21 protein-coding genes are annotated in these 22,601 nt (G+C 71.3%); 5 read left to right on the top strand and 16 right to left on the bottom strand.

What is annotated here, in order from left to right:
• Window positions 1-19 precede the first annotated feature (19 nt).
• Together ACF088_RS20170 and ACF088_RS20175 are read right to left on the bottom strand one after the other, a co-directional pair.
• The gene (locus ACF088_RS20170) at window positions 20-1,768 is read right to left on the bottom strand and encodes an alkaline phosphatase D family protein (protein ID WP_392377125.1); all 1,749 of its coding nucleotides are present in this window, start codon (window positions 1,766-1,768) and stop codon (window positions 20-22) included.
• A gap of 135 nt (window positions 1,769-1,903) precedes the next feature.
• A complete protein-coding gene (locus tag ACF088_RS20175) occupies window positions 1,904-2,548 on the bottom strand; it encodes an HNH endonuclease family protein (protein ID WP_392377126.1) in 645 nt (214 codons plus the stop codon).
• A 540-nt stretch (window positions 2,549-3,088) separates the two neighbouring features.
• Between ACF088_RS20175 and ACF088_RS20180 the strand changes: the two genes are divergently transcribed.
• Window positions 3,089-3,847, top strand: coding sequence for an ABC transporter permease (locus tag ACF088_RS20180; protein ID WP_392377127.1), 759 nt, complete (start codon window positions 3,089-3,091; stop codon window positions 3,845-3,847).
• A gap of 226 nt (window positions 3,848-4,073) precedes the next feature.
• Window positions 4,074-4,655, top strand: a complete 582-nt coding sequence (locus ACF088_RS20185; protein ID WP_392377128.1) for a TMEM165/GDT1 family protein — start codon at window positions 4,074-4,076, stop codon at window positions 4,653-4,655.
• A gap of 86 nt (window positions 4,656-4,741) precedes the next feature.
• On the opposite strand, the gene ACF088_RS20190 is transcribed toward ACF088_RS20185, so the two are convergent.
• Together ACF088_RS20190 and ACF088_RS20195 are read right to left on the bottom strand one after the other, a co-directional pair.
• Window positions 4,742-5,404 carry an HAD-IA family hydrolase gene (locus ACF088_RS20190; RefSeq protein WP_392377129.1) on the bottom strand — a complete coding sequence of 221 codons (663 nt, stop codon included), beginning with the start codon at window positions 5,402-5,404 and terminating at the stop codon, window positions 4,742-4,744.
• Window positions 5,405-5,645: 241 nt separating this feature from the next.
• On the bottom strand, window positions 5,646-6,008 hold the full coding sequence (locus ACF088_RS20195; protein ID WP_392377130.1) for a hypothetical protein: 363 nt from the start codon (window positions 6,006-6,008) through the stop codon (window positions 5,646-5,648).
• 265 nt (window positions 6,009-6,273) lie between these two features.
• Between ACF088_RS20195 and ACF088_RS20200 the strand changes: the two genes are divergently transcribed.
• Window positions 6,274-8,352 (top strand): MFS transporter, encoded by a 2,079-nt coding sequence (locus ACF088_RS20200; RefSeq protein ID WP_392377131.1) that lies wholly within the window; start codon window positions 6,274-6,276, stop codon window positions 8,350-8,352.
• Window positions 8,353-8,477: 125 nt separating this feature from the next.
• Here ACF088_RS20200 and ACF088_RS20205 read toward each other — a convergent pair whose 3' ends face one another.
• The 3 genes from ACF088_RS20205 to ACF088_RS20215 form a co-directional block, all read right to left on the bottom strand.
• The gene (locus ACF088_RS20205) at window positions 8,478-9,005 is read right to left on the bottom strand and encodes a GNAT family N-acetyltransferase (RefSeq protein ID WP_392377132.1); all 528 of its coding nucleotides are present in this window, start codon (window positions 9,003-9,005) and stop codon (window positions 8,478-8,480) included.
• A gap of 66 nt (window positions 9,006-9,071) precedes the next feature.
• Window positions 9,072-9,401, bottom strand: a complete 330-nt coding sequence (locus ACF088_RS20210) for an antibiotic biosynthesis monooxygenase family protein (RefSeq protein WP_392377133.1) — start codon at window positions 9,399-9,401, stop codon at window positions 9,072-9,074.
• Window positions 9,402-9,472: 71 nt separating this feature from the next.
• Window positions 9,473-9,961: a DUF2000 family protein gene (locus ACF088_RS20215; RefSeq protein ID WP_392377134.1), complete on the bottom strand. Its 489-nt coding sequence runs from the start codon at window positions 9,959-9,961 to the stop codon at window positions 9,473-9,475.
• A 67-nt stretch (window positions 9,962-10,028) separates the two neighbouring features.
• Here ACF088_RS20215 and ACF088_RS20220 point away from each other — a divergent pair, with 67 nt between their 5' ends.
• Window positions 10,029-10,880 (top strand): AraC family transcriptional regulator, encoded by an 852-nt coding sequence (locus tag ACF088_RS20220; RefSeq protein WP_392377135.1) that lies wholly within the window; start codon window positions 10,029-10,031, stop codon window positions 10,878-10,880.
• A gap of 371 nt (window positions 10,881-11,251) precedes the next feature.
• Here ACF088_RS20220 and ACF088_RS20225 read toward each other — a convergent pair whose 3' ends face one another.
• The 8 genes from ACF088_RS20225 to ACF088_RS20260 all read right to left on the bottom strand — a co-directional run bounded on the left by ACF088_RS20225 (window position 11,252) and on the right by ACF088_RS20260 (window position 19,857).
• Entirely contained in the window at window positions 11,252-11,560 is a 309-nt protein-coding gene (locus ACF088_RS20225; RefSeq protein WP_392377136.1) for a hypothetical protein, read from the bottom strand.
• A 267-nt stretch (window positions 11,561-11,827) separates the two neighbouring features.
• Window positions 11,828-13,327 carry a glycine betaine/L-proline transporter ProP gene (gene proP / locus ACF088_RS20230; protein WP_392377137.1) on the bottom strand — a complete coding sequence of 500 codons (1,500 nt, stop codon included), beginning with the start codon at window positions 13,325-13,327 and terminating at the stop codon, window positions 11,828-11,830.
• Between the two features lie 538 nt (window positions 13,328-13,865).
• Window positions 13,866-15,440 carry a hypothetical protein gene (locus tag ACF088_RS20235; protein ID WP_392377138.1) on the bottom strand — a complete coding sequence of 525 codons (1,575 nt, stop codon included), beginning with the start codon at window positions 15,438-15,440 and terminating at the stop codon, window positions 13,866-13,868.
• Window positions 15,441-15,609: 169 nt separating this feature from the next.
• The gene (locus ACF088_RS20240) at window positions 15,610-16,224 is read right to left on the bottom strand and encodes a hypothetical protein (RefSeq protein ID WP_392377139.1); all 615 of its coding nucleotides are present in this window, start codon (window positions 16,222-16,224) and stop codon (window positions 15,610-15,612) included.
• 18 nt (window positions 16,225-16,242) lie between these two features.
• Entirely contained in the window at window positions 16,243-16,941 is a 699-nt protein-coding gene (locus ACF088_RS20245; protein ID WP_392377140.1) for a hypothetical protein, read from the bottom strand.
• A 148-nt stretch (window positions 16,942-17,089) separates the two neighbouring features.
• Window positions 17,090-17,581, bottom strand: coding sequence for a DUF6114 domain-containing protein (locus ACF088_RS20250; RefSeq protein ID WP_392377141.1), 492 nt, complete (start codon window positions 17,579-17,581; stop codon window positions 17,090-17,092).
• Window positions 17,572-18,192, bottom strand: coding sequence for a DUF6230 family protein (locus ACF088_RS20255; protein WP_392377142.1), 621 nt, complete (start codon window positions 18,190-18,192; stop codon window positions 17,572-17,574). Before ACF088_RS20255 ends, ACF088_RS20250 begins: the two co-directional genes overlap by 10 nt.
• A 432-nt stretch (window positions 18,193-18,624) precedes the next feature.
• On the bottom strand, window positions 18,625-19,857 hold the full coding sequence (locus ACF088_RS20260) for a cytochrome P450 (protein WP_392377143.1): 1,233 nt from the start codon (window positions 19,855-19,857) through the stop codon (window positions 18,625-18,627).
• Between the two features lie 237 nt (window positions 19,858-20,094).
• Between ACF088_RS20260 and ACF088_RS20265 the strand changes: the two genes are divergently transcribed.
• Entirely contained in the window at window positions 20,095-21,264 is a 1,170-nt protein-coding gene (locus ACF088_RS20265) for a steroid 3-ketoacyl-CoA thiolase (RefSeq protein WP_392377144.1), read from the top strand.
• 423 nt (window positions 21,265-21,687) lie between these two features.
• Here ACF088_RS20265 and ACF088_RS20270 read toward each other — a convergent pair whose 3' ends face one another.
• Window positions 21,688-22,590, bottom strand: a complete 903-nt coding sequence (locus tag ACF088_RS20270) for an ECF transporter S component (RefSeq protein WP_392377145.1) — start codon at window positions 22,588-22,590, stop codon at window positions 21,688-21,690.
• Between the last annotated feature and the right edge of the window lie 11 nt (window positions 22,591-22,601).

Consider the following 22,601-nt stretch of genomic DNA (forward strand, 5'->3'; position numbering starts at 1 on the left):
CGGAATCAGAGCGTCCGGATCATCCGGTCTTCGGCCGTTCGGTTCCCGGGGCACGCCCGCCCGCACCACCGGATTTCCCGGCAACCCGCGCATCGGACAACGCCGCCCGCCAGACCGTGACGAGCCGGACGCCGCCCCGCTTCTCCCGGCGGGCCTGGTCCAGGGCGAGGCGCGCCGTCCGGCCCGCCAGCGTCAGCGTCATCAGCTGGTTGCCGAACCACGGGCCGCCCGTACGTCGCCACTTCACCGCCGGGCGGGTCAGCCGCCCGTGCCGGGCCAGCAGCTTGCCCAGCCAGCGGCCCGACCGGCTCCAGCCGAAGCGGAAACCGGCCTGCAGCGAGCCGGGGATGCTGTTGTGAACGGGGGAGCAGGTCAGTTGCAGCACCCGGCTCGTGGGGTGCGGCCCGGCGCCGCGCCAGTGCGGCTCCGCCACGTAGGCGTGGTGCACATCCCCGGACAGCACACAGACCGTCGCCGGAGCGTCCGTGCCACCACCGGCCTCGGCGATCAGCTCGGTGAGCGCGGTGAACGAACCGGGGAAGGCCGCCCAGTGCTCCAGGTCGGCGCGCTGGCGCAGGAATTCGCTTCTGCGGGCCCAGCGGGGGCCGCGCTCGCCGGCGCACAGCGCGGCGTTCCAGCCCTCCGCGGCATGGATGAGATGCGGCAGCAGCCAGGGCAGCGAACTGCCCAGCAGCAGGTGGTCGTAGCTGCCGCGCCCCTCCAGCACCGCCTGCCGCAGCCATTCGCCCTCGGTCTTGTCGAGCATCGCGCGATTGCTCTCGTCCAGCACGCGGGTGGCCCGGGTGTCGATCATGACCAGGCGCACCCGGCCGAAGTCGCGGCGGTAGCTCCAGCGTGCGCACGCCGGATCGGCATCCGCGCCGGCCGCGAACTCCCGCACCGCGTCCGTCGCGTCCGGCACCGCCCGCACCCGCGCATACAGCTGGTCGGCGGCCAGCTCGGCGGGCGAGAGATTGCCCAGGTGCTGGTGGACCCAGTACGACATCAGGCCGCCGAGTATCCGCTCCCGCCACCAGGGGGTCGCCCGCATCCGGGCCACCCAGGCCGCCGAGGTGTTCCAGTCGTCGATCACATCGTGGTCGTCGAAGATCATGCAGCTGGGGACCGTGGACAGCAGCCAGCGGACCTCCGGGTCGAGCCAGGACTCGTAGTAGAGGTGGGTGTACTCCTCGTAGTCGGCGACCTGTTTCCAGGGCGGCTCGCCGAGGTCGCGGCGGGCGGCCAGCGCACGGGCGGTCGCCTCGGAGGTCTGGTCGGCGTAGACCTGGTCGCCCAGCAGGAGCAGCACGTCCGGGCGCGGCCGGCCGGGATCGGCGGCCAGCGTGGCGGCGAGGGTGTCCAGCGCGTCCGGGCCCACCGGGTCGTGCGCCGCGTTGGAGGGCGTCGCCGACCAGCGGCAGGAGCCGAAGGCAAAACGCAGCGGCTCGTCGGGGGAGGCGGGCAGCGTACGGATCGTGCTCGCCGGGAAGCGGCTGCCGGGCGGCGGCCAGACCTGCCCCCGGCTACCGCCGGCAGGTGCCCCCGGCTCTTCCAGCAGGACCCGGTAGGGCGTCTCGGTGCCGGGCGCGAGGCCGGTCACCGGGACCAGCGCATAGTGGTGCCCGGCCACCTGCCAGGTCTGTTGCGCGCCGGCCGCCCCGTCGTCGCAGCGGATGTGCACCACACACGGCTCATCGGTCTCCACCCACACCGTCGCGCTCCGTGCGTCGACGTAGCGCAGCAGCGGCCCCAAGCGCAGTCCGGCCATCGGTGTCTCCCCAGTCGTCGTGGTCAGAGGATAGGAGCACAACGGGCACGGTGGGGGGCCGGGGCGGCGGCGCGCCCGCCGGCCGGTGGTTCCGGCCGGCGGGCGCGCAGGATCGGCCCCGCGGGAAAGTGCGGCTCAGCAGCCGTCCAGGATCTTCTTCAGCGCGGCCTTCTCCGCGGAGTCGGCGGTCATGCCGTACTCATGCTTCACCCACACCCACATCCGGGCGTACTCGCAGTGGTAGGAGGCCTTCGGCGGCAGCCACTTCGCCGGGTCCTTGTCGCCCTTCTCCTGGTTGAGGTTGTCGGTGACGGCGATCAGCTGGGAGTGGGTGAGGTCGTTGGCCAGCTCCTGGCGGCGCGCGGTGGTCCACTGTGCGGCGCCCGACTTCCAGGCCTCCGACAGCGGTACGACGTGATCGATGTCGAGGTCGGCCGCGTTGGTCCAGGTCGCGCCGTCGTAGGCCGAGACCCACTTGCCGCTGGTCGCCGCGCAGCTGCTGTCCTGCTGCACGTCCGTGCCGTCGCGCTTGAGCACCACCTCGCGGGTGTTGCAGTTCTTGCCCTGGTCGATCCAGTGCGGGAACTTGTCGCGGCTGTAGCCGTCCTGCGGGCCCTCGGCCTGTTCCTTGATCTGGGTGAGGTACGTCCGTGCGGTGGCCGCGTCCGGCGGGCTGGGCGGTGCCGCCTGGGCGGACTGGCTGCTGAGCACCAGCGTGCAGACCAGCGCCGCCGCCGATCCCGCGGCGAGGGAAACTCGACGCGCGTAGACCTTTTTCATCGAAACTCCCGGAATGTGGGGGGAAGTTGCCGTGCGGTGCCGCCCCATGGTGGCGATGTGGGGTTTCCACGGGATGGGCACCAGGTAACAGAGTGGCGACATGCTCACGTCAGTTCAAGGGGAGCTGACGGGGCACCACAAATGCATCACGGCACTCCGGTTGAGTTGCTCCCGCGCATGCGCCCCCTGCCGCACCCCTACCAGTGATCTTGGCCAGTGGCCCTGCGCCTCGGGCAGGGGGCAGGTCATCTCAGGATTGCCCCGGCCTGGACTTGGAGCACGGATCTGCACTGTTGGCTCACACCTGGCAGCCGGGAGACCCCATCCCGCTTCGGGTGCAAGAACCCTGGCTGCGGGTTCGAGGCCAACGCGGACACCAACGCGGGATGCAACATCGATCATGCCGCCGGGCAGGCGGTGCCAGGACGTGGAGACCTCGGGGTTACCCGGTCTGCGAAACGTCAACCACCCACGCAGCCGCACGGGGCCCGAGATGGGATTCCGCCCCGTACACGGGGCGGAGGATGTCAAAGTGAGCGCGTGCTGCTGCCGGTCAATGTCACCCTCGGGGTCGTCCTCGCCGTCCTGCTGGCCGCCGCGGTGGCCATCGCCGCACTGGCGCGCCTCGGCCATGCCCGGGCCATCGCCGTCGCCGGCCTGCGCGCCGCCGCCCAACTCGCCGCCGTCTCCTACCTCATCGGCTGGGTGGTGCACGCCCTCCCCTGGCTGCTGAGCTTCCTGGCGCTGATGTTCGCGGTGGCGGTACGGACCGCCGGCCGCCGGATCACCCGGAACCGCACCTGGTGGTGGGCCGCCGCGCCGATCGCCGCCGGGGTCGTCCCGGTCGTCGGTCTGCTGCTGCTCACCGGCCTGGTGCCGCCGCGCGGTCTGACCCTCATCCCCGTCGCGGGCATCCTGATCGGCGGCGCGCTGACCGCCACGGTGCTGGGCGGGCGGCGGGCGCTGGACGAGCTGGCGACCCGGCACGGCGAGTTCGAGGCGGGTCTCGCGCTGGGGCTGGCGGACCGTGACGCACGGATGGAGGTGGCCCGCCCGGCCGCTTCGGACGCCCTGCTGCCGGGACTCGACCAGACCCGGACCGTGGGATTGGTCACGCTGCCCGGCGCCTTCGTCGGGATGCTGCTGGGCGGCGCCTCCCCCGTACAGGCAGGCGCGGTGCAGCTGTTCGTGCTGGTCGCCCTGCTGGCGGTGCAGGCGGCGGCCTGCGCGACGGTGCTGGAGCTGGTCGCGCGCGGACGGCTGCACCGCGTACCCTGGGCGGCAGCAGAAGGGGAGTAGCTCTCTGCCGGACCGTCGACATACTGCCCTCCCGTTGCCCGGCCACCATTCCTGGTGGAGCGCGTGATACGCGTGGTGACAACGGGGGAGCCGGCGCCCGGAGCCCGGTACGCACGCGTACCGAGCCAGCGAGACCTTCGGCCGCAGTGTCTGACGCTGCCGTGCCGAAGCGACCCCTCTCCCGGGCCCCTTTGGTGCGGCCCGACCGATCGAGGTATCCCACCCCGTGTTCAGCCTTACCGTCGCCGCAGTCGTCTTCGGCGTTGTCTTCCTCGCCGAACTGCCCGACAAGACCGCTCTCGCCGGCCTGATGCTCGGCACCCGCTACCGCGCCTCGTACGTCTTCGCCGGCGTCGCCGCGGCCTTCCTGGTACATGTGGCGCTCGCCATCGCCGCGGGCAGCGTGCTGACGCTGCTCCCGCACCGCTGGGTCCAGGGGGTGGTCGGTGTCCTCTTCCTGGCGGGTGCCGCCGTGCTGCTGTTCAGGAAGGACGACGACGAGGAAGAAGTGAAGAAGCCCGCCGACCAGAGCTTCTGGAAGGTCTCCGGGGCGGGCTTCATGATGATTCTGGTCGCCGAGTTCGGTGATCTGACCCAGATCATGACCGCCAACCTCGCGGCCCGTTACGACGACCCGCTCTCGGTCGGCATCGGCGCCGTCCTGGCCCTGTGGGCGGTGGCCGGCCTGGGCATCCTGGGCGGCCGTACGCTCATGAAATACGTGCCGCTGAAGCTCATCACCAAGATCGCGGCGGGTGTGATGCTGCTGCTGGCGGGCTTCAGCCTGTACGAGGCGGTTTCCGGCTGAGGCGAGCGCGGCGCGGGACGGGGCGAGCGGGGGGCTCCCGGTGGGTGCTCACTCCTCGCCCCGCGATCCGGGCCCGGCGCGGGGGCTCAGTCCGTGAGGTGCACCGCGATCATGCCGTCCGCCAGCGCCTCGACGCGGATGCCGGTGAGGTCGCGCACCTGCACGGTGGGGGCGAAAGCGGCGGCCCGGTCGCCGACGCCGACCACCCGCATACCGGCCGCCCGGCCCGCCTCGATGCCCGCCTCGGAGTCCTCGAAGACCAGGCAGTCCCCGGGCGCGTAACCCAGCTCGGCCGCGCCCTTGAGGAAGCCCTCCGGGTCGGGCTTGCTGGCGCTCACGCTCTCCGCCGTGATCCGCACGGCGGGCATGGGCAGCCCCGCCGCACCCATCCGGGCATCGGAGAGCGCGATATCGGCGGAGGTCACCAGGGCGTGCGGGACGGTGGCGAGGGCGGCCATGAAGGCGGGCGCGCCGGGCACCGGCACCACGCCGTCCGTATCGGAGGTCTCCTGCGCCAGCATCCGGCGGTTGTCGGCCAGGTTGAGTTCCATCGGGCGGTCCGGCAGCAGCGCGGCCATGGTGGCCCAGCCCTGCCGGCCGTGGACGACCTTGAGGACCTCGTCCGCGTCCAGCTCCTGCTCGTCGGCCCAGCGGCGCCAGCAGCGCTCGACGACCGCCTCGGAGTTCACGATCGTGCTGTCCATGTCCAGCAGCAGGGCGCGGGTGGTGAGCGTGGTGGTGGCCGGCATCGGCGGGCTCCTGGGCGCTACGGGCATACGGACGGTCATACGGATGGTGCCGTATGCGGACGGTCATACGGATGGCGCCGCCGTATGCGGACGGTGCGGATCGCACGAGGAAGACAAAGCGGGCCCGCCCGCCGGTCAGGGAGTGCGGGCGGAACCACTTTGTTTCTTCACGATACAAAACGCATCCGGGTGCCGACAACCGGGCCTGGTCAGCGCCCCGCGCCGGGGCCGGTCCGCCGGATCAGGACGGACCGGGTGGGCGAGGTGGACCGGGTGAGCGAGGTGGACCGGCGGTCGCGGAGCCTTCCGCGGCTACGGGGCCGACGGCCCGGTGCACGGCGGCGTCCACCCCGGGTACCTCGTCGAGCCGGTCGCCCCGGCTCGCGAGGGTGACGTCCGACCCGCCGTGGACCTCCCGTGCGCCGCCGCACGCGCCCGCACCGGCGTCGTCGCCCTCGCCCGCGCAGCCGCCCGCGTCGTCGTCCACGCCGGGCGGTGACACGTACGGCCGAACGCGCAGCGGATCAAAGCCGTCCGCATCGACCGCCGCACACAGACAGGCGGCCGGCCGTCGCCGCGTACGGGGGCAGAGCAGTGCGGGCATGCCGGTGCCGTCACGAGCGGTCCCCTCCCCGGAGGCATCGAGGTCTCCTTCCCGGAGCCATCGAACCGGCAGCGATGATGCAAAGGGCGCACCCGTTCGCGCAAGCGCTCGAAGACCCGTACGGCATACCCCGGGTCCCCTGAACGGCCCCGGATACCGAACGCCGTTCGGCGGGCCATATCCGGCCGAACCGCCCAGGATGGGAGGAGCCCGAAGGGCGCTCCGCGACGGAAAGGGCGGCCCGGCGGAACAGAGGGAGACGCTCATGGCGCAGGACACCGGCGCTCCTGCCGTCCCCGGCGAGGACCGGTCCCGGCGGACGGTCCTGGTCGCGATCGGCGCGCTGCTGCTCGGCATGCTCATCGCGGCGCTCGACCAGACCATCGTCGCCACCGCGCTGCCCACGATCGTCAGCGAGCTCGGTGGCCTCGACCACCTCTCCTGGGTGGTCACCGCCTACCTCCTGGCCGCGACGGCCGCGACTCCGCTGTGGGGCAAGCTCGGTGACCAGTACGGCCGCAAGAAGCTGTTCCAGACCGCCATCGTGATCTTCCTGATCGGCTCGGTGCTGTGCGGTATCGCGCAGAACATGGGCGAGCTGATCGCCTTCCGAGCCCTCCAGGGGCTGGGCGGCGGCGGCCTGATCGTGCTGTCGATGGCCATCGTCGGCGATATCGTGCCGCCCCGCGAACGCGGGAAGTACCAGGGCCTGTTCGGTGCCGTCTTCGGCGGCGCCAGCGTCCTCGGACCGCTGCTCGGCGGGCTGTTCGTGGACCACCTCAGCTGGCGCTGGGTGTTCTACATCAACCTCCCCGTCGGCATCGTCGCACTGGCCGTCATCGCCGCCGTGCTGCACATCCCGCGCCGCCGCACCCCGCACCGCATCGACTACCCGGGCACCGCCCTGATCGCCGCGGTCGCCGCCTGCTTCGTCCTGATGACCTCGCTCGGGGGCGTGACCTACCCCTGGTCCTCCTGGCAGATCGTGGGGTGCGGCGCACTGGGCGTCGTGCTGCTGGGGGCGTTCCTCGTCATCGAGCGCCGGGCCGCCGAACCCGTCCTGCCACTGCGTCTGTTCCGGAGCCGCACCTTTACGCTGACCGCCGTCATCGGCTTCGTCGTCGGTTTCGCGATGTTCGGATCGATGACGTATCTGCCGACGTTTCTGCAGGTCGTGCAGGGGGTGACACCGACCCTGTCCGGTGTGCACATGCTGCCGATGGTGTGCGGCATGCTGGTGGCCTCCACCGGGTCCGGGCAGGTTGTCAGCCGCACCGGCCACTACAAGGTCTTCCCGATCGCCGGCACCGGCATCGTGGCGATCGGACTGTTGCTGCTGCACCGGCTCGACCCGGCCAGCGGCGTCGCCGAGATGAGCGCGTACTTCTTCGTCTTCGGCTTCGGACTCGGCCTGGTCATGCAGGTGCTGGTGCTCATCGCGCAGAACGCCGTCGCCTACCAGGACCTGGGCGTCGCCACCTCCGGTGCCACGTTCTTCCGCTCCATCGGCGGCTCGTTCGGCGTGTCCCTCTTCGGCACGGTCTTCACCAACCACCTCCGGCCGCGGATCGCCGACGCCGTCGCCGGGGTGCAACTTCCGCCGGGTATCGACGCGTCCACGATCGCCGAGGATCCGCGGACCGTCACCCGGCTGCCGTCCGGGCAGGCGGCCGGTGTCCTCCACGCCTACGCCGACTCGATCACCGATGTCTTCCTCTACGCCGTCCCGGTCGTCCTGGTCGCGTTCGTCCTGGCCTGGTTCCTCAGGGAGGAGCCGCTGCGCAGCAGCGTCACCGCCCCCGACACCAGTGAGGTGCTCTCCTCCAACCCCGTCGAGCGGTCCTCGCGCGACGAATGCGCCCGCGCACTGTCCAAACTCGGCAGCGGGGAAGGCCGTAAGCACATCTACGAGAAGATCACCGCACGGGCCGGGCTGGACCTCGAACCGGCCGCCGGCTGGCTGATCCTGCGCATCCACCGCTGCGGCGCGGTGGAACCGGCGCGGCTCGCCGAGCGCAGCACCGTCCCGCTCGGGGTGCTCTCCGGGAGCGTCCGCCAGATCGAGGAACGCGGACTGGCCACCCGTGACGGTCTTTCGCTGCGGCTCACCGACGACGGACGGAAGGCCGCCGAGCGGCTCTCGGCGGCCCGTCAGCAGTCGCTCGTGGAGATGCTCGGCGACTGGTGGACCGAGGACCGGCCCACCGACCTCACCGCACTCGTCCGGGAGCTGACGGATGAGCTGTGCGGCTCGGACGAGGACGAGCCGCACAACGGCGACGACCGCCGTCCGCTGCCCCGCATCCCTCCGCGCACGCCACGGCCGCCGGATCTGGCCAAGTGAGAACGGTCGTGGGGTCGTAGGGTCGCTGACGGCTGACGGCTGACGGCTGACGGCTGACGGCTGACGGCTGACGGTGGCGTGGGGCGGGTTGTCCCGTTGCCGCACCGGCCGTCAGCCGGTCTCGGTCACGCGTCCCCGCCGCCCAGCCGCTTCTCGAAGAAGATCTCGGCGTAAGGGTCCTCGTGGTACGGATCGATCTCCACGAAGCCGTGCCGCCGGTAGAGCGCGACGGCCTCCACCAGATCCAGCCGGGTGTCCAGCCGGATCCGCTCGGCGCCGAGCTGCGCCGCGGCCCGCTCGGCGGCCGTGAGCAGCACGCCCGCCCCGCCCAGGCCGCGCCGACCGGCCCGTACGAACATCTGCTTGAGCTCCGCAGTCCGTGCATCCAGCATCCGCACGCCGACGCAGCCCGCCACCGCCTCGCCGTGGCGGGCCACCAGCAGCACGCCGTTCGGCGGCGTCAGATCGCTGCTGGGGTACTCCGCGACCCCCTCGTCGATCTCCGCCGACGTCGAGCCGCGGCCCTCGTGCAGGGCGAAGTACCGGTCGGCCACCTCGGTGTAGTACTCGCGCAACAGCGCCTCGGCGTCCGGCGAGCCGACCGGCTCGGGGGAGACGGCCCAGGGGAGGCGGAGGGTGGCGGCGTCACTCATGACGTCATTGTGACGGCCGGGGTGGCGCGCGGTGCAACGGGTTTCGAGTGACGCCGCCGGAAGAGCTCAGCCCTGCTTCGGACCGGTCTGCTGCACCACCTCGAAGGACCACAGAGTGGAGCCGGACGCGGCGGGCTTGGGCCGCTCGCCGCCCCCGTCGCCGCCCTGCTGGTGCGCCGCCTTCATCGGGCCCTCCATCCACGCCTGGAACGCCTCCTCGTCCCGCCACCGGGTGTAGACGAGGTACTGCTCTGTGCCCTCCACGGGGCGCAGCAGTTCGAACCACTCGAAGCCGTCCGAGGAGTCCACGGTGCCGGCGCGGGAGGCGAAGCGCTTCTCCAGGACCTCGCGCTGCTCGGCTGGGACGGTCAGTACGTTGATCTTCACGATGCTCATGTCGACCATCGTGCCGCATGGTGCACAAGGAAGGCGGGTCAGGTCCGGTCGGGGCGGCGGCCACGGCCTCGTCAGCCGTGCAGCTTCAGGCCCTTGGTGACCTTGTCGACGATGCCGCGCGGTCCGTACACGGCGAGTCCCACCAGCTCCAGGGCATCGGCGGCCACCGCCCGCACCGCCGCCCGGTTGTCGTCGTCGTTCCCCCTCGTGAACATGTCGGCGGTGTACAGCGCGGTGGGTACGGCCCGGCTGAGTGCACGGGCGTGTGTACGGGCCAGCGCCCCGGCGTCGGCGGCGTAGCACAGCACCGGCTCCCGGAGCAGCGCCAGATAGTCGTGGCCGGAGGCGTCCTCGTAGGGCTTGCCCATGATGTCGCCGGAGGCGTGCGCGATGCCGCTTGCGAGGAACGCGGTGACGTTCAGCTTCTGCCAGACGGCGAGGTCGTCCCGGACGATCACGGCGATCTTGGTGTCGAAGCGGGGAACAGCCGGCGCCGTGCGGGGGGATGCGGTTGCGGTCGGTGCGATCGGTGCGACCGGTGTGGTGGGTGCAGTCGTCATACGGGGAGTGTCGTCCGGCATTCGGACTGCCGTATTGAACGCTGGTGCGGCGCGGCAGACTGGAGCGATGAGCAGGCAGCATGGCGGGGACTGGGCGCGCTACTGGCGCGATCCGGACCGGCCCCTGGAAGCGATGCACGCGCATTTTGTCGGCCATGTCTTCCCTCCGCACAGCCACGATGCCTATTCGTTCGCGGTGACGGAGAGCGGCGCCCAGCGCTTCACCTGCCGCGGCGCGGGCCACACCAGCACGGCGGGCATGGTGATGGCGTTCAACCCGGACGACCCGCACGACGGGGAGTCCGCCGTCGAACTCGGCTTCACCTACCGGATCATGCACCTCGGCCCGGACGTCGTACGCGCGGTGCTCGACGATGTGACGGACGGCCGGGGAGCCATGCCGCTGTTCGACCGCCCGGTGGTCGACGACCCGGTGCTGGCCCGCGCGCTGCGCAGGCTGCATCCGGCGCTCGTCGGCGGTGCGGATCCCCTCGTACGGGAGGAGCGGCTCACCGCGGCCGTCGAAGCCATGGTGCGGCGCAACGCCTCCGGAAGCGCCGCGGTGGCCGGGCCGCGCGAGCTCCCCGCGGGCGCGCAGGCCGGGGCGGCCCGGCGGGTGCGGGATCTGCTGATGGCGGCCTATGACCAGCCGCTGACCGCCCAGCAACTCGCCGATGCCGCGGGGTGCAGCCGCTTCGCGCTCTACCGGGCGTTCCGTGCCGAGTACGGCATGGCGCCCAGCGACTTTCAGCGGCTGCTGCGGCTGCGGCGCGCCCGCGCCCTCCTCGTGGACGGGCGTGCCACGTCGGACGCCGCCACCGAGGCGGGCTTCGCCGACCAGGCGCACTTCCACCGCTGGTTCGTGCGCTGCTTCGGCATCACACCGGGCGCGTTCCGCCGGGCCGGCGCACGGGGTTGAGGCCGGGCAGCGCGCGGTCACCTCGGGTCAGCAGGCCGACAGCGCAAGGCCACTGGCCGCATGCCGCAGCGGCCTCCCGGCACCGCGCGACCGGTGCCGCCATGACGTCCGGGGGCACACCCCGCCCGTGTCCCGGTACCCCGGCCCCCTCAACGCAGAGGCGGCGGCACCCGCGCCCGGACTTCGTGTGCCCGGCCGGCTTCGCGCGCCCGGATTTCGTGTGCCCGGACGTTCGGCTGACCGGCGGGCGGCCGGCACACCCGGCGGCAATGAGCGGCTCCTGGCGGTGGCCGGCACCACCGTGGTCGAGCGGGCAGCAGACCGCCCGGACACCTGAGACGGTGTCCGGGCGGGGATGATTCAGCGCTCGGTCAGCACGAGGGAAGGCCGTCGAACTGCGCCGCGAGACCGCGCTTCGTCTTGAAGCCCTGCCCCGGCTTGAGGGTGTTGCAGCCGGAGTCGGGGGCGAACGACCACCTGACCTTGACCCGCTTGGTCGTCGAGCAGTGGTTCTTCACGTAGGCCGTCCGCGCGATGATGCCCGTGTCGACCTTGACCTTGACGCACGAGGGAGCCGCCGCGAGCGCGCTCGTGCTCCCGCGGGTTTCTGCTGCTTGTGCCGTCCCGGCCGAGGTGGCGACGGCCAGGGCGAGGGTTGCTATGGCTGCCGATCGCCTCAAGAGTGAGTGCCCGCGCAACGGGAGTCTCCATTCGCTGAATGTACTCAACTGCTGTTCCAGCGCGATGATTGCACGAGGATGACGGGCGATCGCCGATCAGGGCGACCGCACTCGTACCCGCACCCGCACCCGCACCTCACCCCCCGGCAGCACTCCGCCCCGCCGGCAGCACTCCGCCCCGCCGGCAGAACCGGCGGGGCGGAATCGACTCACGGCGTCGAAGAATCCGGCCGGGCCTTCACCAGCCCGGGTGGGGGAATCGTGCGGTCAGGCCGCCGAGCCCGCCGCGGCGGCTTCGCGGACCTCGTCCGCCTCCGCCTCGGTCTCGACGGCCGGCGGGGAGCCGGGCAGCGGCTTGCGGGCGCTCTCCGACATCAGCAGGACGGCGATGCCGCCGATCACTGCCGCCGCCATCATGTAGTAGGCGGGCATCATCTTGTTGCCGGTCGCGCCGATCAGGGCGGTGACCACCAGCGGCGTCGTCCCGCCGAAGAGCGACACGGAGACGTTGAAGCCGATCGACAGCGAGCCGTAGCGCACCTTGGTCGGGAACAGCGCGGGCAGCGTGGACGGCATTGCCGCGGTGAAGGTGACCAGCAGCAGTCCGAGGGCGGCCATGCCCAGCGCGATGGCGGCCAGCGACCCCTGCCGGATCAGCAGCAGGGCGGGCACGGACAGCACCAGGAAGCCGACACAGCCCGCGCCGATGACCGGACGGCGGCCGAAGCGGTCGGTGAGCCGGCCCGCGAACGGCTGGACGCCCATCATCAGGACCATCACCGCGAGCACGACCAGCAGTCCGTGCGTCTCGTCGTACTTGAGCTCCGAGGTCAGATAGCTCGGCATGTACGACAGCAGCATGTAGTCCGTGACGTTGAAGACCAGGACCAGCCCGACGCACAGCAGCATCGACCGCCACTGACCGAAGATCATCTCGCGGATGCCGATCCGCTTCTCGGCCTCGCGGCGCGCCTTCTCCTTGGTCCGCGCTTCCTTCTCCAACTGGGCGAAGGCCGGGGTCTCTTCCAGCCGCATCCGCAGGTAGAGGCCGATGATGCCCATCGGTCCGGCGATCAGGAACGGGATGCGCCAGCCCCAGGAGGTCAGGTCGTCGGTGGACAGCAGCGCGGTCATCAGCGTGACCAGGCCGGCGCCGCCGACGTAACCGGCCAGGGTGCCGAACTCCAGCCAGCTGCCGAGGAAGCCGCGCTTCTTGTCGGGCGCGTACTCGGCGATGAAGGTGGAGGCGCCGCCGTATTCGCCGCCGGTGGAGAAGCCCTGCACCAGGCGGGCGACGAGCAGCAGGATGGGCGCCCCGACGCCGATGGAGGCATAGGACGGGATCAGGCCGATGGAGAAGGTGCCCGCCGCCATCATGATCATGGTGATCGCGAGGATCTTCTGTCGTCCGATCCGGTCACCGAGCGGTCCGAAGACCATTCCACCGATGGGACGTACCAGGAAGGCTGCCGCGAACGCTCCGAACGTCGACAGCAACTGCGCGGTCGGATTCCCGGACGGGAAGAAGACATGTCCGAGGGTGACCGCGATGTAGCTGTACACGCCGAAGTCGAACCACTCCATCGCATTGCCGAGCGCGGCCGCCGACACGGCGCGTTTGACCATCGCGGGATCGACGACGGTCACCTCGTCCGATGGCTGCTGTGCCGGATCCTCGGTCCGTCCCCGCTGGGGATCGGATGCGGTATCGGCACGGCTGCCGACGGGGTTACGGGGCCCGGGGGCGACGGTGGAATGCGTCGGCACGTGCTCGCTCGCCTGCGCTCTCTTTGGACGACAACATGACTCCGGCCCGCCACGGAGCGGCGGGCCCAAGCCCGCCATGGAGCGGCGGGCAAAGGTCGACCATAGGGGCAGACCGGATCATCACGGACAGTGCGCGGACGACCGCGCAGGTGGCCGTATACCCGCTCCTTGCTGGGGAAACGCCCTGTCGCACAGCAATTCGCGGCACTTATGTCTGTGATCCATATCGCGATGATCCGCTGCAACCTCCGGCGGATTGTGAGGTGCGCCACGTGCCCGTTGAGGGGGTGGGCCGGGTGACGGGAGCGCCGGGGCGGGTCGCGGGAATGCCGCATGGGGCACGAAAGCGCCGCTTCGAGGCAGGGAAGCGGCGCGGCGGCACACTGCTGACCGCCGCGCCGGTGTGGATCGTCGCGTTCCCTCAAGGATCGGCCATGACGGTCGGCCCCGCCACTCGGGCGCGGGCCCGGCCGACCGGCCGGCGAACCGTTCAGCCGCCGGACCGTTCAGCCGCCGGACCGTTCAGTCGGCGGGCCGTTCAGCCGGCGAAGAGCGCGGCGAGTGAAGCGACGACGGCAAGGGCCGGCTGGGCGATATCGGCGCCGGCGGCCACCACGGCACGCAGTCGCTCCAGCCTGCCCCGTACGGCCGGCGGGTCGGGCGTGGGCCCGGTGGTGAGTCGCGCCAGGTCGTGCACCATGCCCGCGGCCTCGTCCCGGTCGGTGTCGGAAAGATCCCGGCTGCTGAGGACGAGTTGCAGGAGCCGGCTCAACTCGTCCGCGCCGGCCACGGACCGGTAGCTGTTCTGGAAGTCGCGCACGACGGTGTCCGTCGGGCGGTTGATGAAGGTGGTGTTCATGCCCTGGAAGTAGAAGTTCTCCGTCATGGAACCCGATCCTGAGGAAGTGATGACGACATGGCAGTCGGTGAGCTGCAGATCGCGCAGGCGGTCCGCTTCCGTGGCGGGGCGCAGGGCGGCACGGATGGCCGCTTCGGCGGCGCGGACCTTGGCGAAGGCCTCGGCGTCGGTTGCCGCTGCCCGCTGTGCCCGCCCGATTCTTCGGAGCATCTCTTCGGGCGAGGCGCATTGCGCCCCGTCGAGACGGCTGTGCTGGTAGTTCAACGGGTGCGTGTCCGGCGGAAAGGGAAATTCACTGACCGGTTCCGTCGGCCCGGCCTGCTCGGCAGGGTCCTTGAGTGCTCGGGCAATGCTGCCGAAAAGGGACCGGAAGTATCCCACGGTGGACTGCTCGACGGGGAAGAGGATCTTCTCGCTGTCGCGGAGGCCGCCCCGGGGATCGCCCACGAAGACCAGACAGGGCAGCAGGCCGGGCTCGATGCCGAGCCGGTCGGCGAGGGCGTAGGCGCCCTGCGGGTCGTACGGCTGCCAGCGCAGCCACTGCATGCCCGCCAGCGGACGGTAGAGCTCGGGCTCCAGACGGGTGCGCCAGTACCGTTTCGCGGCGCCCCGGTGGGCACGGCGCTCCACGACGAACACCTGGGTCGCCGGGCCGGACAGGGCGTGGAGGTCGTCGAAGTGTGTGCGGACGTAGGTGGCGAGTTCGTGGTCGGCGTCGGTGTAGAGCAGCAGGCCCCACAGCCGCGGACCGCCGTCCGGGGCCGGTGCGTTGGCGGTCAGCTGGAGCTTTTCCAGCAGAGCGGCAGGGTTGCGCGCCGCGCTCATGCGGTAGCAGGCCTCGGGCTCCCGCTCGATGCACAGCACCAGCAGGTCGCCGTCCGCCAGCTCGGCCTCGGCCAGCGTCCCGGACTCGTCCAGCCGTTCGTCCGTGGCCGGGTCCGCGAGCCAGGTGTGGAGGATCCGTGGTTCGTCGGCGGTCCGGGCCGCCCTCGTACGGTGTGCCTCGGCCAGGCACAGGTCCTTCAGCTCCCCGACGGTCAGTGCTTCGGGCGTTCCGGGCGTGGTGACGTCGATGGCGCCCTGCAGACAAGCCTGGGCGACATCGGCCCAGCGCCCGCGCCGCTGTTCCTCGGTGTCGCCGGTGTGGCCCTCGACACCGAGGCGCTCGCTCAGCAGACGAGCGAACCGCACCCCGTACGGGCCGTAGGAAACCGTGGCCCAATCGCCGTCCCGCACATCGACTTTCAGTCGCAACAGTGCCTCCCCGTGGTCACCGGTCCTGCCCGCAGTATGGCCGGGAACCGGGCCGCGGTTCCGGGGAATCGACGCTTTGGGACGCCGCGTCGGCGGCGCCGGTCCGGCGTACCGGTCCGGCGTACCGGTCCGGTGTACAGGTCTGGTGTACAGGTCCGGCGCCGTCGCCTTATGGCATCCACGCCTCGTACGACATGACCTCCCCCGACATGATCCTGAACTCCGGCTCGCCCTTGGTGAAGGTGATCTCCAGTCCGAGCGCCGACAGGAGCTGCGGAGTCGTGCGGGTGCCGCCCGGCCCGCCGTACAGCCACGACAGCTGTTCGCGCAGTGCCGCCGGGTCGGTCGACGGCCTCGTACGGGAGGCGAGGCCGCTGTGCTGGGCTTCCGAGCCCGCCGGACAGGTCTTGCGGTGCGGTACCTTGCCGTCGCTGACGGTCTGCCAGCGGCCGTCGTTGTCGTGGATCACCGGGCGGCCCGGGTGCTGCGGGTCGGTGGCCACGACCAGTTCCGAGCCGCTGCCGTCGTCGTGCCAGCAGGTGATGCGCTCTTCGGGCACGGTGACGGGCGGACCGGCGTCGGGGCCCGACTCCGTGCTCGTGTACCAGCTCTGCAGATGGCCCCGGCTCGGCCCGTCCGCGGCACCGGCCGTCCGTGCCCAGGCCTCCGCCCTGCGGGCGAGGACGTCCAGTGGGCCGTCCCCCGCCCCCGCGGCGCGGGAGCGGGGGACGGCCCACTGCGGGGCGGGAACGGGTGACGCCCGCGCACCACGGCCGGGCGTCACCTGTGACCGGTCCGCCGCTCAGCCCGTGACGGTGATCTGGGACGCGGGGGCGGTGGTGTCGCTGACCGTGTAGAGGGCGTTGAACGTCGAGCTGGTCGCGGTGGTCGGGCAGCCGAAACCGCCGGTCACCTTCACCGGCACCTGTGCGTTGGTGAAGCCGAGAGTGGAGGGCGCGCCGTTGGTCCAGCTGCCGTTCACCGTTGCCGCCGAGGTGGGGGCCGCGGTCACCGTGCAGGACGCCAGACCGCTGGTCTTGAGCACGAAACCGCCGACGGGGATGGTCAGTCCGGCGGTCACCGGCGCTCCGTTCTGCATGGCCACGCCCCAGGTGCCGGAGGTGGAGACGGACGCGCTGACACCGGGCATGCTCGTCGTGCAGGAGCTGTAGGTGGCCGGAGTGGTGGAGCTGCTGACCGGGCCCGCCGGGTTCTGGTTGCCGGGCGCGGCCGGAACCTGCCCGCTGGAGGAAGAGACCGTACAGGTCACGGTCACCGAACCGGCCTTGAAGGTGGCCTTGCCGCTGAGCGCGGCGGTGAAGCTGTGGCCTGCGGGGCTCACGGTCGTGGACGCTGCCGGGGCGGACGGTGCCCCGGCGGGCTGTGCCGTCGCCGCGCCGGTCATGGCGAGCGACAGGCCGAGGGCCGCGACGACCCCGGTACCGGCGGTGCGTAAGGCGCGCTGACGGGGGGCGTGCCGGGCGGGCTGCGTCATGGTCATCGTGGGTCTCCTTCGAGGGGTGGGTGCCGGAGGGAGCGGGTGGGTGCCGGACGAAGCGGTGCGGCGGGTGGTGCGGGCCGCGCCCCGGTTCCGTACGCGGGCAAAGGTGTGGGGAGGCGCGTACGGGCGGGCGCCGTCCGGCGGCGGGTTACGGCTCGCCGGGGGCGGGCGCGCTGCCGCCGGGCTCGGCAACGGACCCCGGCTCGGCAGCGGCCCTGGACTCGGCAACGGCCGCGGGAGCAGCGGCGGGTGCGGCGGGTGCGGTGGGTGCGGTGGTCGCGGCGGTTGCGGGTTCTGCCGGGGCGACCGGCTGCCAGGCAAAGATCATCGAGCCGCCGAGAATCCCGATGACGGTGCCGATCAGAAAGCCGCCGAGGTTGGACATCACCAGCGCGGCCGCCGCACACAGCACGGTGAGCACGCCCGCGAGGCCCCGGTAGTGCGGCGCGAACCACGCCGAGAGCCCCATCACGATCATCACCAGCCCCATCAGCACGGACGGGATCCCCGCGATGCCCTGTTGCAGCATGATCTTCAGCGGTGCCAGCGGGATGGCGCAGATCTCGGCGCCGGCGAGGACGGCCGCCAGGCCGCCCCAGAACGGCCGCCCCCGCCGCCAGCGCCGCCAGGTCAGAAGCATTCCTTCTTGCCCTTGGAGATCTTCATGTTGAGGCCGGACAGCTTGAAGGTCCCCGCGTTGGTGGCCCAGGCGGTCTGCCGGAGATTGCTGATGTTGACGTCATCGGCCTGCTGGGCGAACAGGTCCTGCATGCCCTGGGCGCTGTCCGGCCCCTTGTCCAGGGTGGAGGCGTCCCGGCCGATTTCGATGTGGTGGAAGGACGCATTGCCGGAGAGCTGGGTGGCGTCCACGAAGAGATCACTCGCCTCGACGGGCTTACTGCCCGTACCGGCGCTGAGGTTGAGCGAGATATCGCCGATGACCGGCAGGTGGGTGACGACCGACTGGCACAGATGGTCCAGCTGGGCCGTCTTGATGGCGGTGACGGCGACCGGCAGGAGATCTCCCCTGGCGTTCGCGTCCACGCCGCCGTACTGGGCGAATCCCTTGCCCGTGAGGCTGTCGGCGGAGACCTTGAACTGCTGTCCCGAGACGGCGAATGACGCCGCCAGCGCCCCGTTGGCCAGGGCGATGCCCAGGGCGGCGGTGCCGGCGAGGGCCGGAACGGACAGCACGGCGAACTTCCGCCAGCTGATACGTCCCGTGACAGGTCTGCCGTGTGCGTCCTTCATGATGGTATGTCCCCTTCGAAGAGCGGTGGAGCGCACTGTCGAACGTGTGGGGGTGCGGATGCGCAAGGTGCGCGTGGTACGGAAGTCGCGCGGGGGAGCCGGTCTGTGCATCCCTGGGGGAAGTCGTGCGGCTCGGGGGTGCGCGCTGTCGAGCGGTGCGCGAAAATGCCGAACTGCCAAGTGTTACTGGTGAGTTGAATGTAAGTCTGCCCCATGTGACTGGCAAGGTTGACGGCGGAACCGTTTTCGGACATACCGTCGGACCGGCTTTCGCCGGTCGTCCGCCCCGCCCCCACCCCGCCGTTCCGCCTCCGCCGCCTCCGCCGCCTCCGCCGCCTCCGCCGCCTCCGCCGCCTCCGCCGCCTCCGCCGCCTCCGCCGCCTCCGCCGCCTCCGCCGCCTCCGACCCTCCCCGGCGAGGCGGCGGCGACGGTCAGCCGTAGTGAACCTGAAGCTCCTTGACGCCATTGAGCCAGGCCGAGCGGAGCCGGCGCGGGTCGCCCGCCAGGGTGATGTCCGGCATGGCGTCGGCGAGCGCGTTGAAGATCAGGTTGATTTCCAGGACCGCAAGGGACTTGCCGAGGCAGAAGTGCGGGCCGCCGCCGCCGAATCCCAGGTGGGGGTTGGGGTCACGGGTGATGTCGAAGACCTCGGGGTGATCGAAGACCTCCGGGTCGTGGTTGGCGGAGGAGTAGAAGATCCCCACCCGCTGCCCCTGCTTGATCTTCATCCCGCCCAGTTCGGTGTCCTGGGTGGCGGTGCGCTGGAAGGAGACCACCGGCGTCGCCCACCGCACGATCTCCTCGGCCGTCGTCCCGGGGCGCTCGCGCTTGTAGAGCTCCCACTGCTCGGGATGGGTGAGGAAGGCGTGCATCCCGTGGGTGATCGCATTGCGCGTCGTCTCGTTGCCGGCCACCGCCAGCAGCAGCACGAAGAAGCCGAACTCGTCCGAGCCGAGATTCCCCTCGTCCTCCGCCGCCACCAGCCGGCTGACGATGTCCTCGGCCGGGCACTCCTTGCGCGCCGCGGCGAGGTTCATCGCGTACGAGATCAGCTCCATGGCCGCGTTGACGCCGACCTCTTCGGTGATGGCCAGTTCGGGATCGTCGTACGCGATCATCTTGTTCGACCAGTCGAAGATCCGGGCCCGGTCGTCCTGGGGGATGCCGATGAGTTCCGCGATGGCCTGGAGGGGGAGTTCGCAGGCGATGTCGGTGACGAAGTCGCCGGAGCCCTTCCGGCGCGCCTCGGCGACGATGCGCGCCGCCCGGTCCCGCAGTGCGTCCTCCAGGGCGCGGATGGCGCGCGGGGTGAAGCCGCGCTGCACGATCTGGCGGACCCGGGTGTGCTCGGGCGGGTCCATGTTCAGCATGATCAGTTTCTGGACGTCGATCTGCTCGCGGGTCATGGACGGCTGGAAGCGGATGATCGAGGTGTTGAGGTTCGCCGAAAAGATCTCCGGCTTGGTGGACACCTCCTTGACGTCCTGGTGACGGGTGACCACCCAATAGCCGTCGTCGCCGAAGCCGGCGATGCCGTGCGGCTGGGCGTTCCACCACACGGGCGCGCTCTGCCGCAGCTGCGCGAACTCGGGGAGCGGAACGCGGGACTGGTAGACGTCGGGGTCGGTGAAGTCGAACCCTTCGGGCAACGCGGGGCATGGCATCGGCGACTCCTGGTCCATCCGGCCGTCTGACGGAGCATCAGATATGGGTCGGGTGAAGGTAGTAACGAGTTCTGCAAGTAGCAAGGGTCGTGGCGATCCCTTTCCGGACAACAGCGTTGCACGCCCCTTGCGCCCCGGGAGACGGCTCATAAGACTGTTCCAGAACTAGAACGCGTACTAGTTCTTCTTCCGTGGGTGCCGGGACGCCCGCGGACGCGAGGAGAGGACGAGTCAGTCATGGCCGCGGAACCCGTCATCGTCGAAGCAGTACGCACCCCGATCGGCAGGCGCCAAGGCGCGCTCGCCAACCTGCACCCCGCCTATCTCCTGGGCGAGACCTACCGCGAACTCCTCGCCCGTACGGGCATCCAGCCCGACTGCGTCGAACAGATCGTCGGCGGCACCGTCACCCACGCCGGTGAACAGTCGATGAACCCGGCACGCAACGCCTGGCTGGCAATGGGCCTCCCGTACGAGACCGCCGCGACCACGGTGGACTGCCAGTGCGGATCCTCCCAGCAGGCCAACCACATGGTCGCCAACATGATCGCGGCCGGCGTCATCGACATCGGCATCGGCTGCGGTGTCGAGGCGATGTCCCGGGTGCCGCTGGGCAGCGGCTCCAAACACGGCCCCGGCAAGCCCTGGCCCGACGAGTGGAACGTCGACCTGCCCAACCAGTTCGAGGCGGCCGAACGCATCGCCCGCAACCGGGGGCTGACCCGTGCGGACGTCGACTCGCTCGGCCTGCTCTCCCAGGAGCGGGCGGCCGCTGCCTGGGCCGAGGAACGCTTCAAACGGGAGACGTTCGCCGTCCAGGTCCCCACCACCGAGGACGAACAGGCCGCGGGCCAGGGCATGTGGCGGCTGGTCGACCGCGACGAAGGGCTGCGCGACACCAGCCTGGAAGCCCTGGGCGGCCTCAAGCCCGTGATGCCGACCGCCGTCCACACGGCGGGCAACTCCTCGCAGATCTCCGACGGCGCCGCCGCGGTGATGTGGGCCTCCAAGCGCATGGCACGCGCCCTCAAGCTCAAGCCACGGGCCCGCATCGTGGCCCAGGCGCTGGTCGGCTCCGATCCGCACTTCCACCTGGACGGCCCCGTCGACGCCACCCGGGCCGTACTGGGCAAGGCGGGGATGTCCCTCAAGGACATCGATCTCGTCGAGATCAACGAAGCCTTCGCCTCCGTCGTGCTCTCCTGGACGCAGGTCTTCGAGCAGGACCTGGAGAAGGTGAATGTGAACGGCGGCGCGATCGCCCTGGGCCACCCGGTCGGCGCCACCGGCGCCCGGCTCCTCACCACCGCACTCCATGAACTCGAACGCCGGGACAAGGAGTTCGCCCTGATCACCATGTGCGCGGGCGGGGCACTGGCGACGGGGACGATCATTCAGAGGCTGTAGCGGGAGCCGAGGGCTGCCGGGCTGCCAGGGTTGCCGGGCCGGTAGGGGCGTTCGGAGGGGACGGTTGCCGGGGCCGGGGCCGGGGCCGGAGGGCAGGGGCGGGGAGAGGGGCTGGCGGCCGCCCCTCCCAACCTGGGGAAAACCACAGTCGAGTCGGGTGGGAAACCGCCTCTACTCCGCCACCGGCGACCGCGACGTACCCATGGCGAACACCCGGAGCTGCGAGCAGGAGTTGGCCGGTCACGGTGCCCGGGCCACGGTCGTTGACCAGGGAGCCGACGCCGGCCACACCATGTCGTTCCTGCGCTCGGCGCCCTCCATAGCCCGCGCCCCTGCCCGTCGCCCGCTGACACCGCTCCGGGCGGCGTCAGGCCGGTCCGGTGGTGATGCCGAGAGCGATGCCCCGGGGCATCACGCCGCCGGTCACGGGGCGGTGGTGCCCCGGGACGGATCGGAAGGCTCGGAACGGAAGGACACGGGGACGTCGAAGGCCGCCCGGCGGGTGGCGCGGCGCAGGGCCTTGAGGACGGTGCCGCCCAGCGTGCAGGTGAGGAGCACGGTGACCAGGGCCCGGGGGACGTCCCAGCCGAGGGACGTGGCGAGGCAGTAGGCGAGGTAGCGGGCGAGGTTCTGGTCGAGCGGGTCCCCGGGGACGAAGGAGACTCTTGAGGCCATGCCGGCGATATAGGGCCAGCCCTGAAGGTTCATGACCAGGCCGTAGAGGAGGGCGGAGACGGCTCCGTAGGCGGCGAGCACGGCGAGTTCGCTGCGGCCGCGCAGCCGGTCGGGCCCCGGCAGCAGGCCGGCGCCCATCGACACCCAGCCCATCGACAGCATCTGGAACGGCATCCACGGGCCGACACCGCCGGTCAGCAGCGCCGAAGCGAACATTGCCACGGATCCCAGCACGAACCCGAAGCCGGGCCCGAGCACCCGCCCCGACAGCACCATCAGAAAGAACATCGGCTCGATACCGGCCGTCCCCGCGCCCAGCGGGCGCATCGCGGCCCCGGCCGCGGCCAGGACGCCGAGCATCGCGATGGCCTTCGCGTCCAGGCCGGTGTCGGCGATGGTCGCCACGACCACGGCGAGCAGCATCGGCAGCAGCGCGGCGAACAGCCAGGGCGCGTCCCGGGAATGGGCGAGTCCGGAGGCGGAGTCGGCGAGCAGCGGCCACCCGAAGGCCATCACGCCGATGGCCGAGATGAGGAGCAGCGCGGCGATGGAGCGGGGGCCGAGCCGTACGGCACGGGTCCGGCGGCCGGGGCCGGGACCGGAGCCGGTGAGCTGCCGGTCGTCATCCGGCCGGTGCGGGGGTGCGTTCATGCGGCGGCTTG

It is taken from the genome of Streptomyces sp. NPDC015125, assembly GCF_043080045.1.
In the GTDB taxonomy this organism is placed as follows: domain Bacteria; phylum Actinomycetota; class Actinomycetes; order Streptomycetales; family Streptomycetaceae; genus Streptomyces.

Excerpts from the sequence above, each read along its gene's own strand:
- ACF088_RS20170 (WP_392377125.1), bottom strand. The coding sequence starts at position 1,768 with ATGGCCGGACTGCGCTTGGGGCCGCTGCTGCGCTACGTCGACGCACGG.
- ACF088_RS20175 (WP_392377126.1), bottom strand. The coding sequence starts at position 2,548 with ATGAAAAAGGTCTACGCGCGTCGAGTTTCCCTCGCCGCGGGATCGGCG.
- ACF088_RS20190 (WP_392377129.1), bottom strand. The coding sequence starts at position 5,404 with ATGCCGGCCACCACCACGCTCACCACCCGCGCCCTGCTGCTGGACATG.
- ACF088_RS20195 (WP_392377130.1), bottom strand. The coding sequence starts at position 6,008 with ATGCCCGCACTGCTCTGCCCCCGTACGCGGCGACGGCCGGCCGCCTGT.
- ACF088_RS20200 (WP_392377131.1), top strand. The coding sequence starts at position 6,274 with ATGGCGCAGGACACCGGCGCTCCTGCCGTCCCCGGCGAGGACCGGTCC.
- ACF088_RS20205 (WP_392377132.1), bottom strand. The coding sequence starts at position 9,005 with ATGAGTGACGCCGCCACCCTCCGCCTCCCCTGGGCCGTCTCCCCCGAG.
- ACF088_RS20210 (WP_392377133.1), bottom strand. The coding sequence starts at position 9,401 with ATGAGCATCGTGAAGATCAACGTACTGACCGTCCCAGCCGAGCAGCGC.
- ACF088_RS20215 (WP_392377134.1), bottom strand. The coding sequence starts at position 9,961 with ATGACGACTGCACCCACCACACCGGTCGCACCGATCGCACCGACCGCA.
- ACF088_RS20220 (WP_392377135.1), top strand. The coding sequence starts at position 10,029 with ATGAGCAGGCAGCATGGCGGGGACTGGGCGCGCTACTGGCGCGATCCG.
- ACF088_RS20245 (WP_392377140.1), bottom strand. The coding sequence starts at position 16,941 with ATGACCATGACGCAGCCCGCCCGGCACGCCCCCCGTCAGCGCGCCTTA.
- ACF088_RS20250 (WP_392377141.1), bottom strand. The coding sequence starts at position 17,581 with ATGCTTCTGACCTGGCGGCGCTGGCGGCGGGGGCGGCCGTTCTGGGGC.
- ACF088_RS20255 (WP_392377142.1), bottom strand. The coding sequence starts at position 18,192 with ATGAAGGACGCACACGGCAGACCTGTCACGGGACGTATCAGCTGGCGG.
- ACF088_RS20260 (WP_392377143.1), bottom strand. The coding sequence starts at position 19,857 with ATGCCATGCCCCGCGTTGCCCGAAGGGTTCGACTTCACCGACCCCGAC.
- ACF088_RS20265 (WP_392377144.1), top strand. The coding sequence starts at position 20,095 with ATGGCCGCGGAACCCGTCATCGTCGAAGCAGTACGCACCCCGATCGGC.
- ACF088_RS20270 (WP_392377145.1), bottom strand. The coding sequence starts at position 22,590 with ATGAACGCACCCCCGCACCGGCCGGATGACGACCGGCAGCTCACCGGC.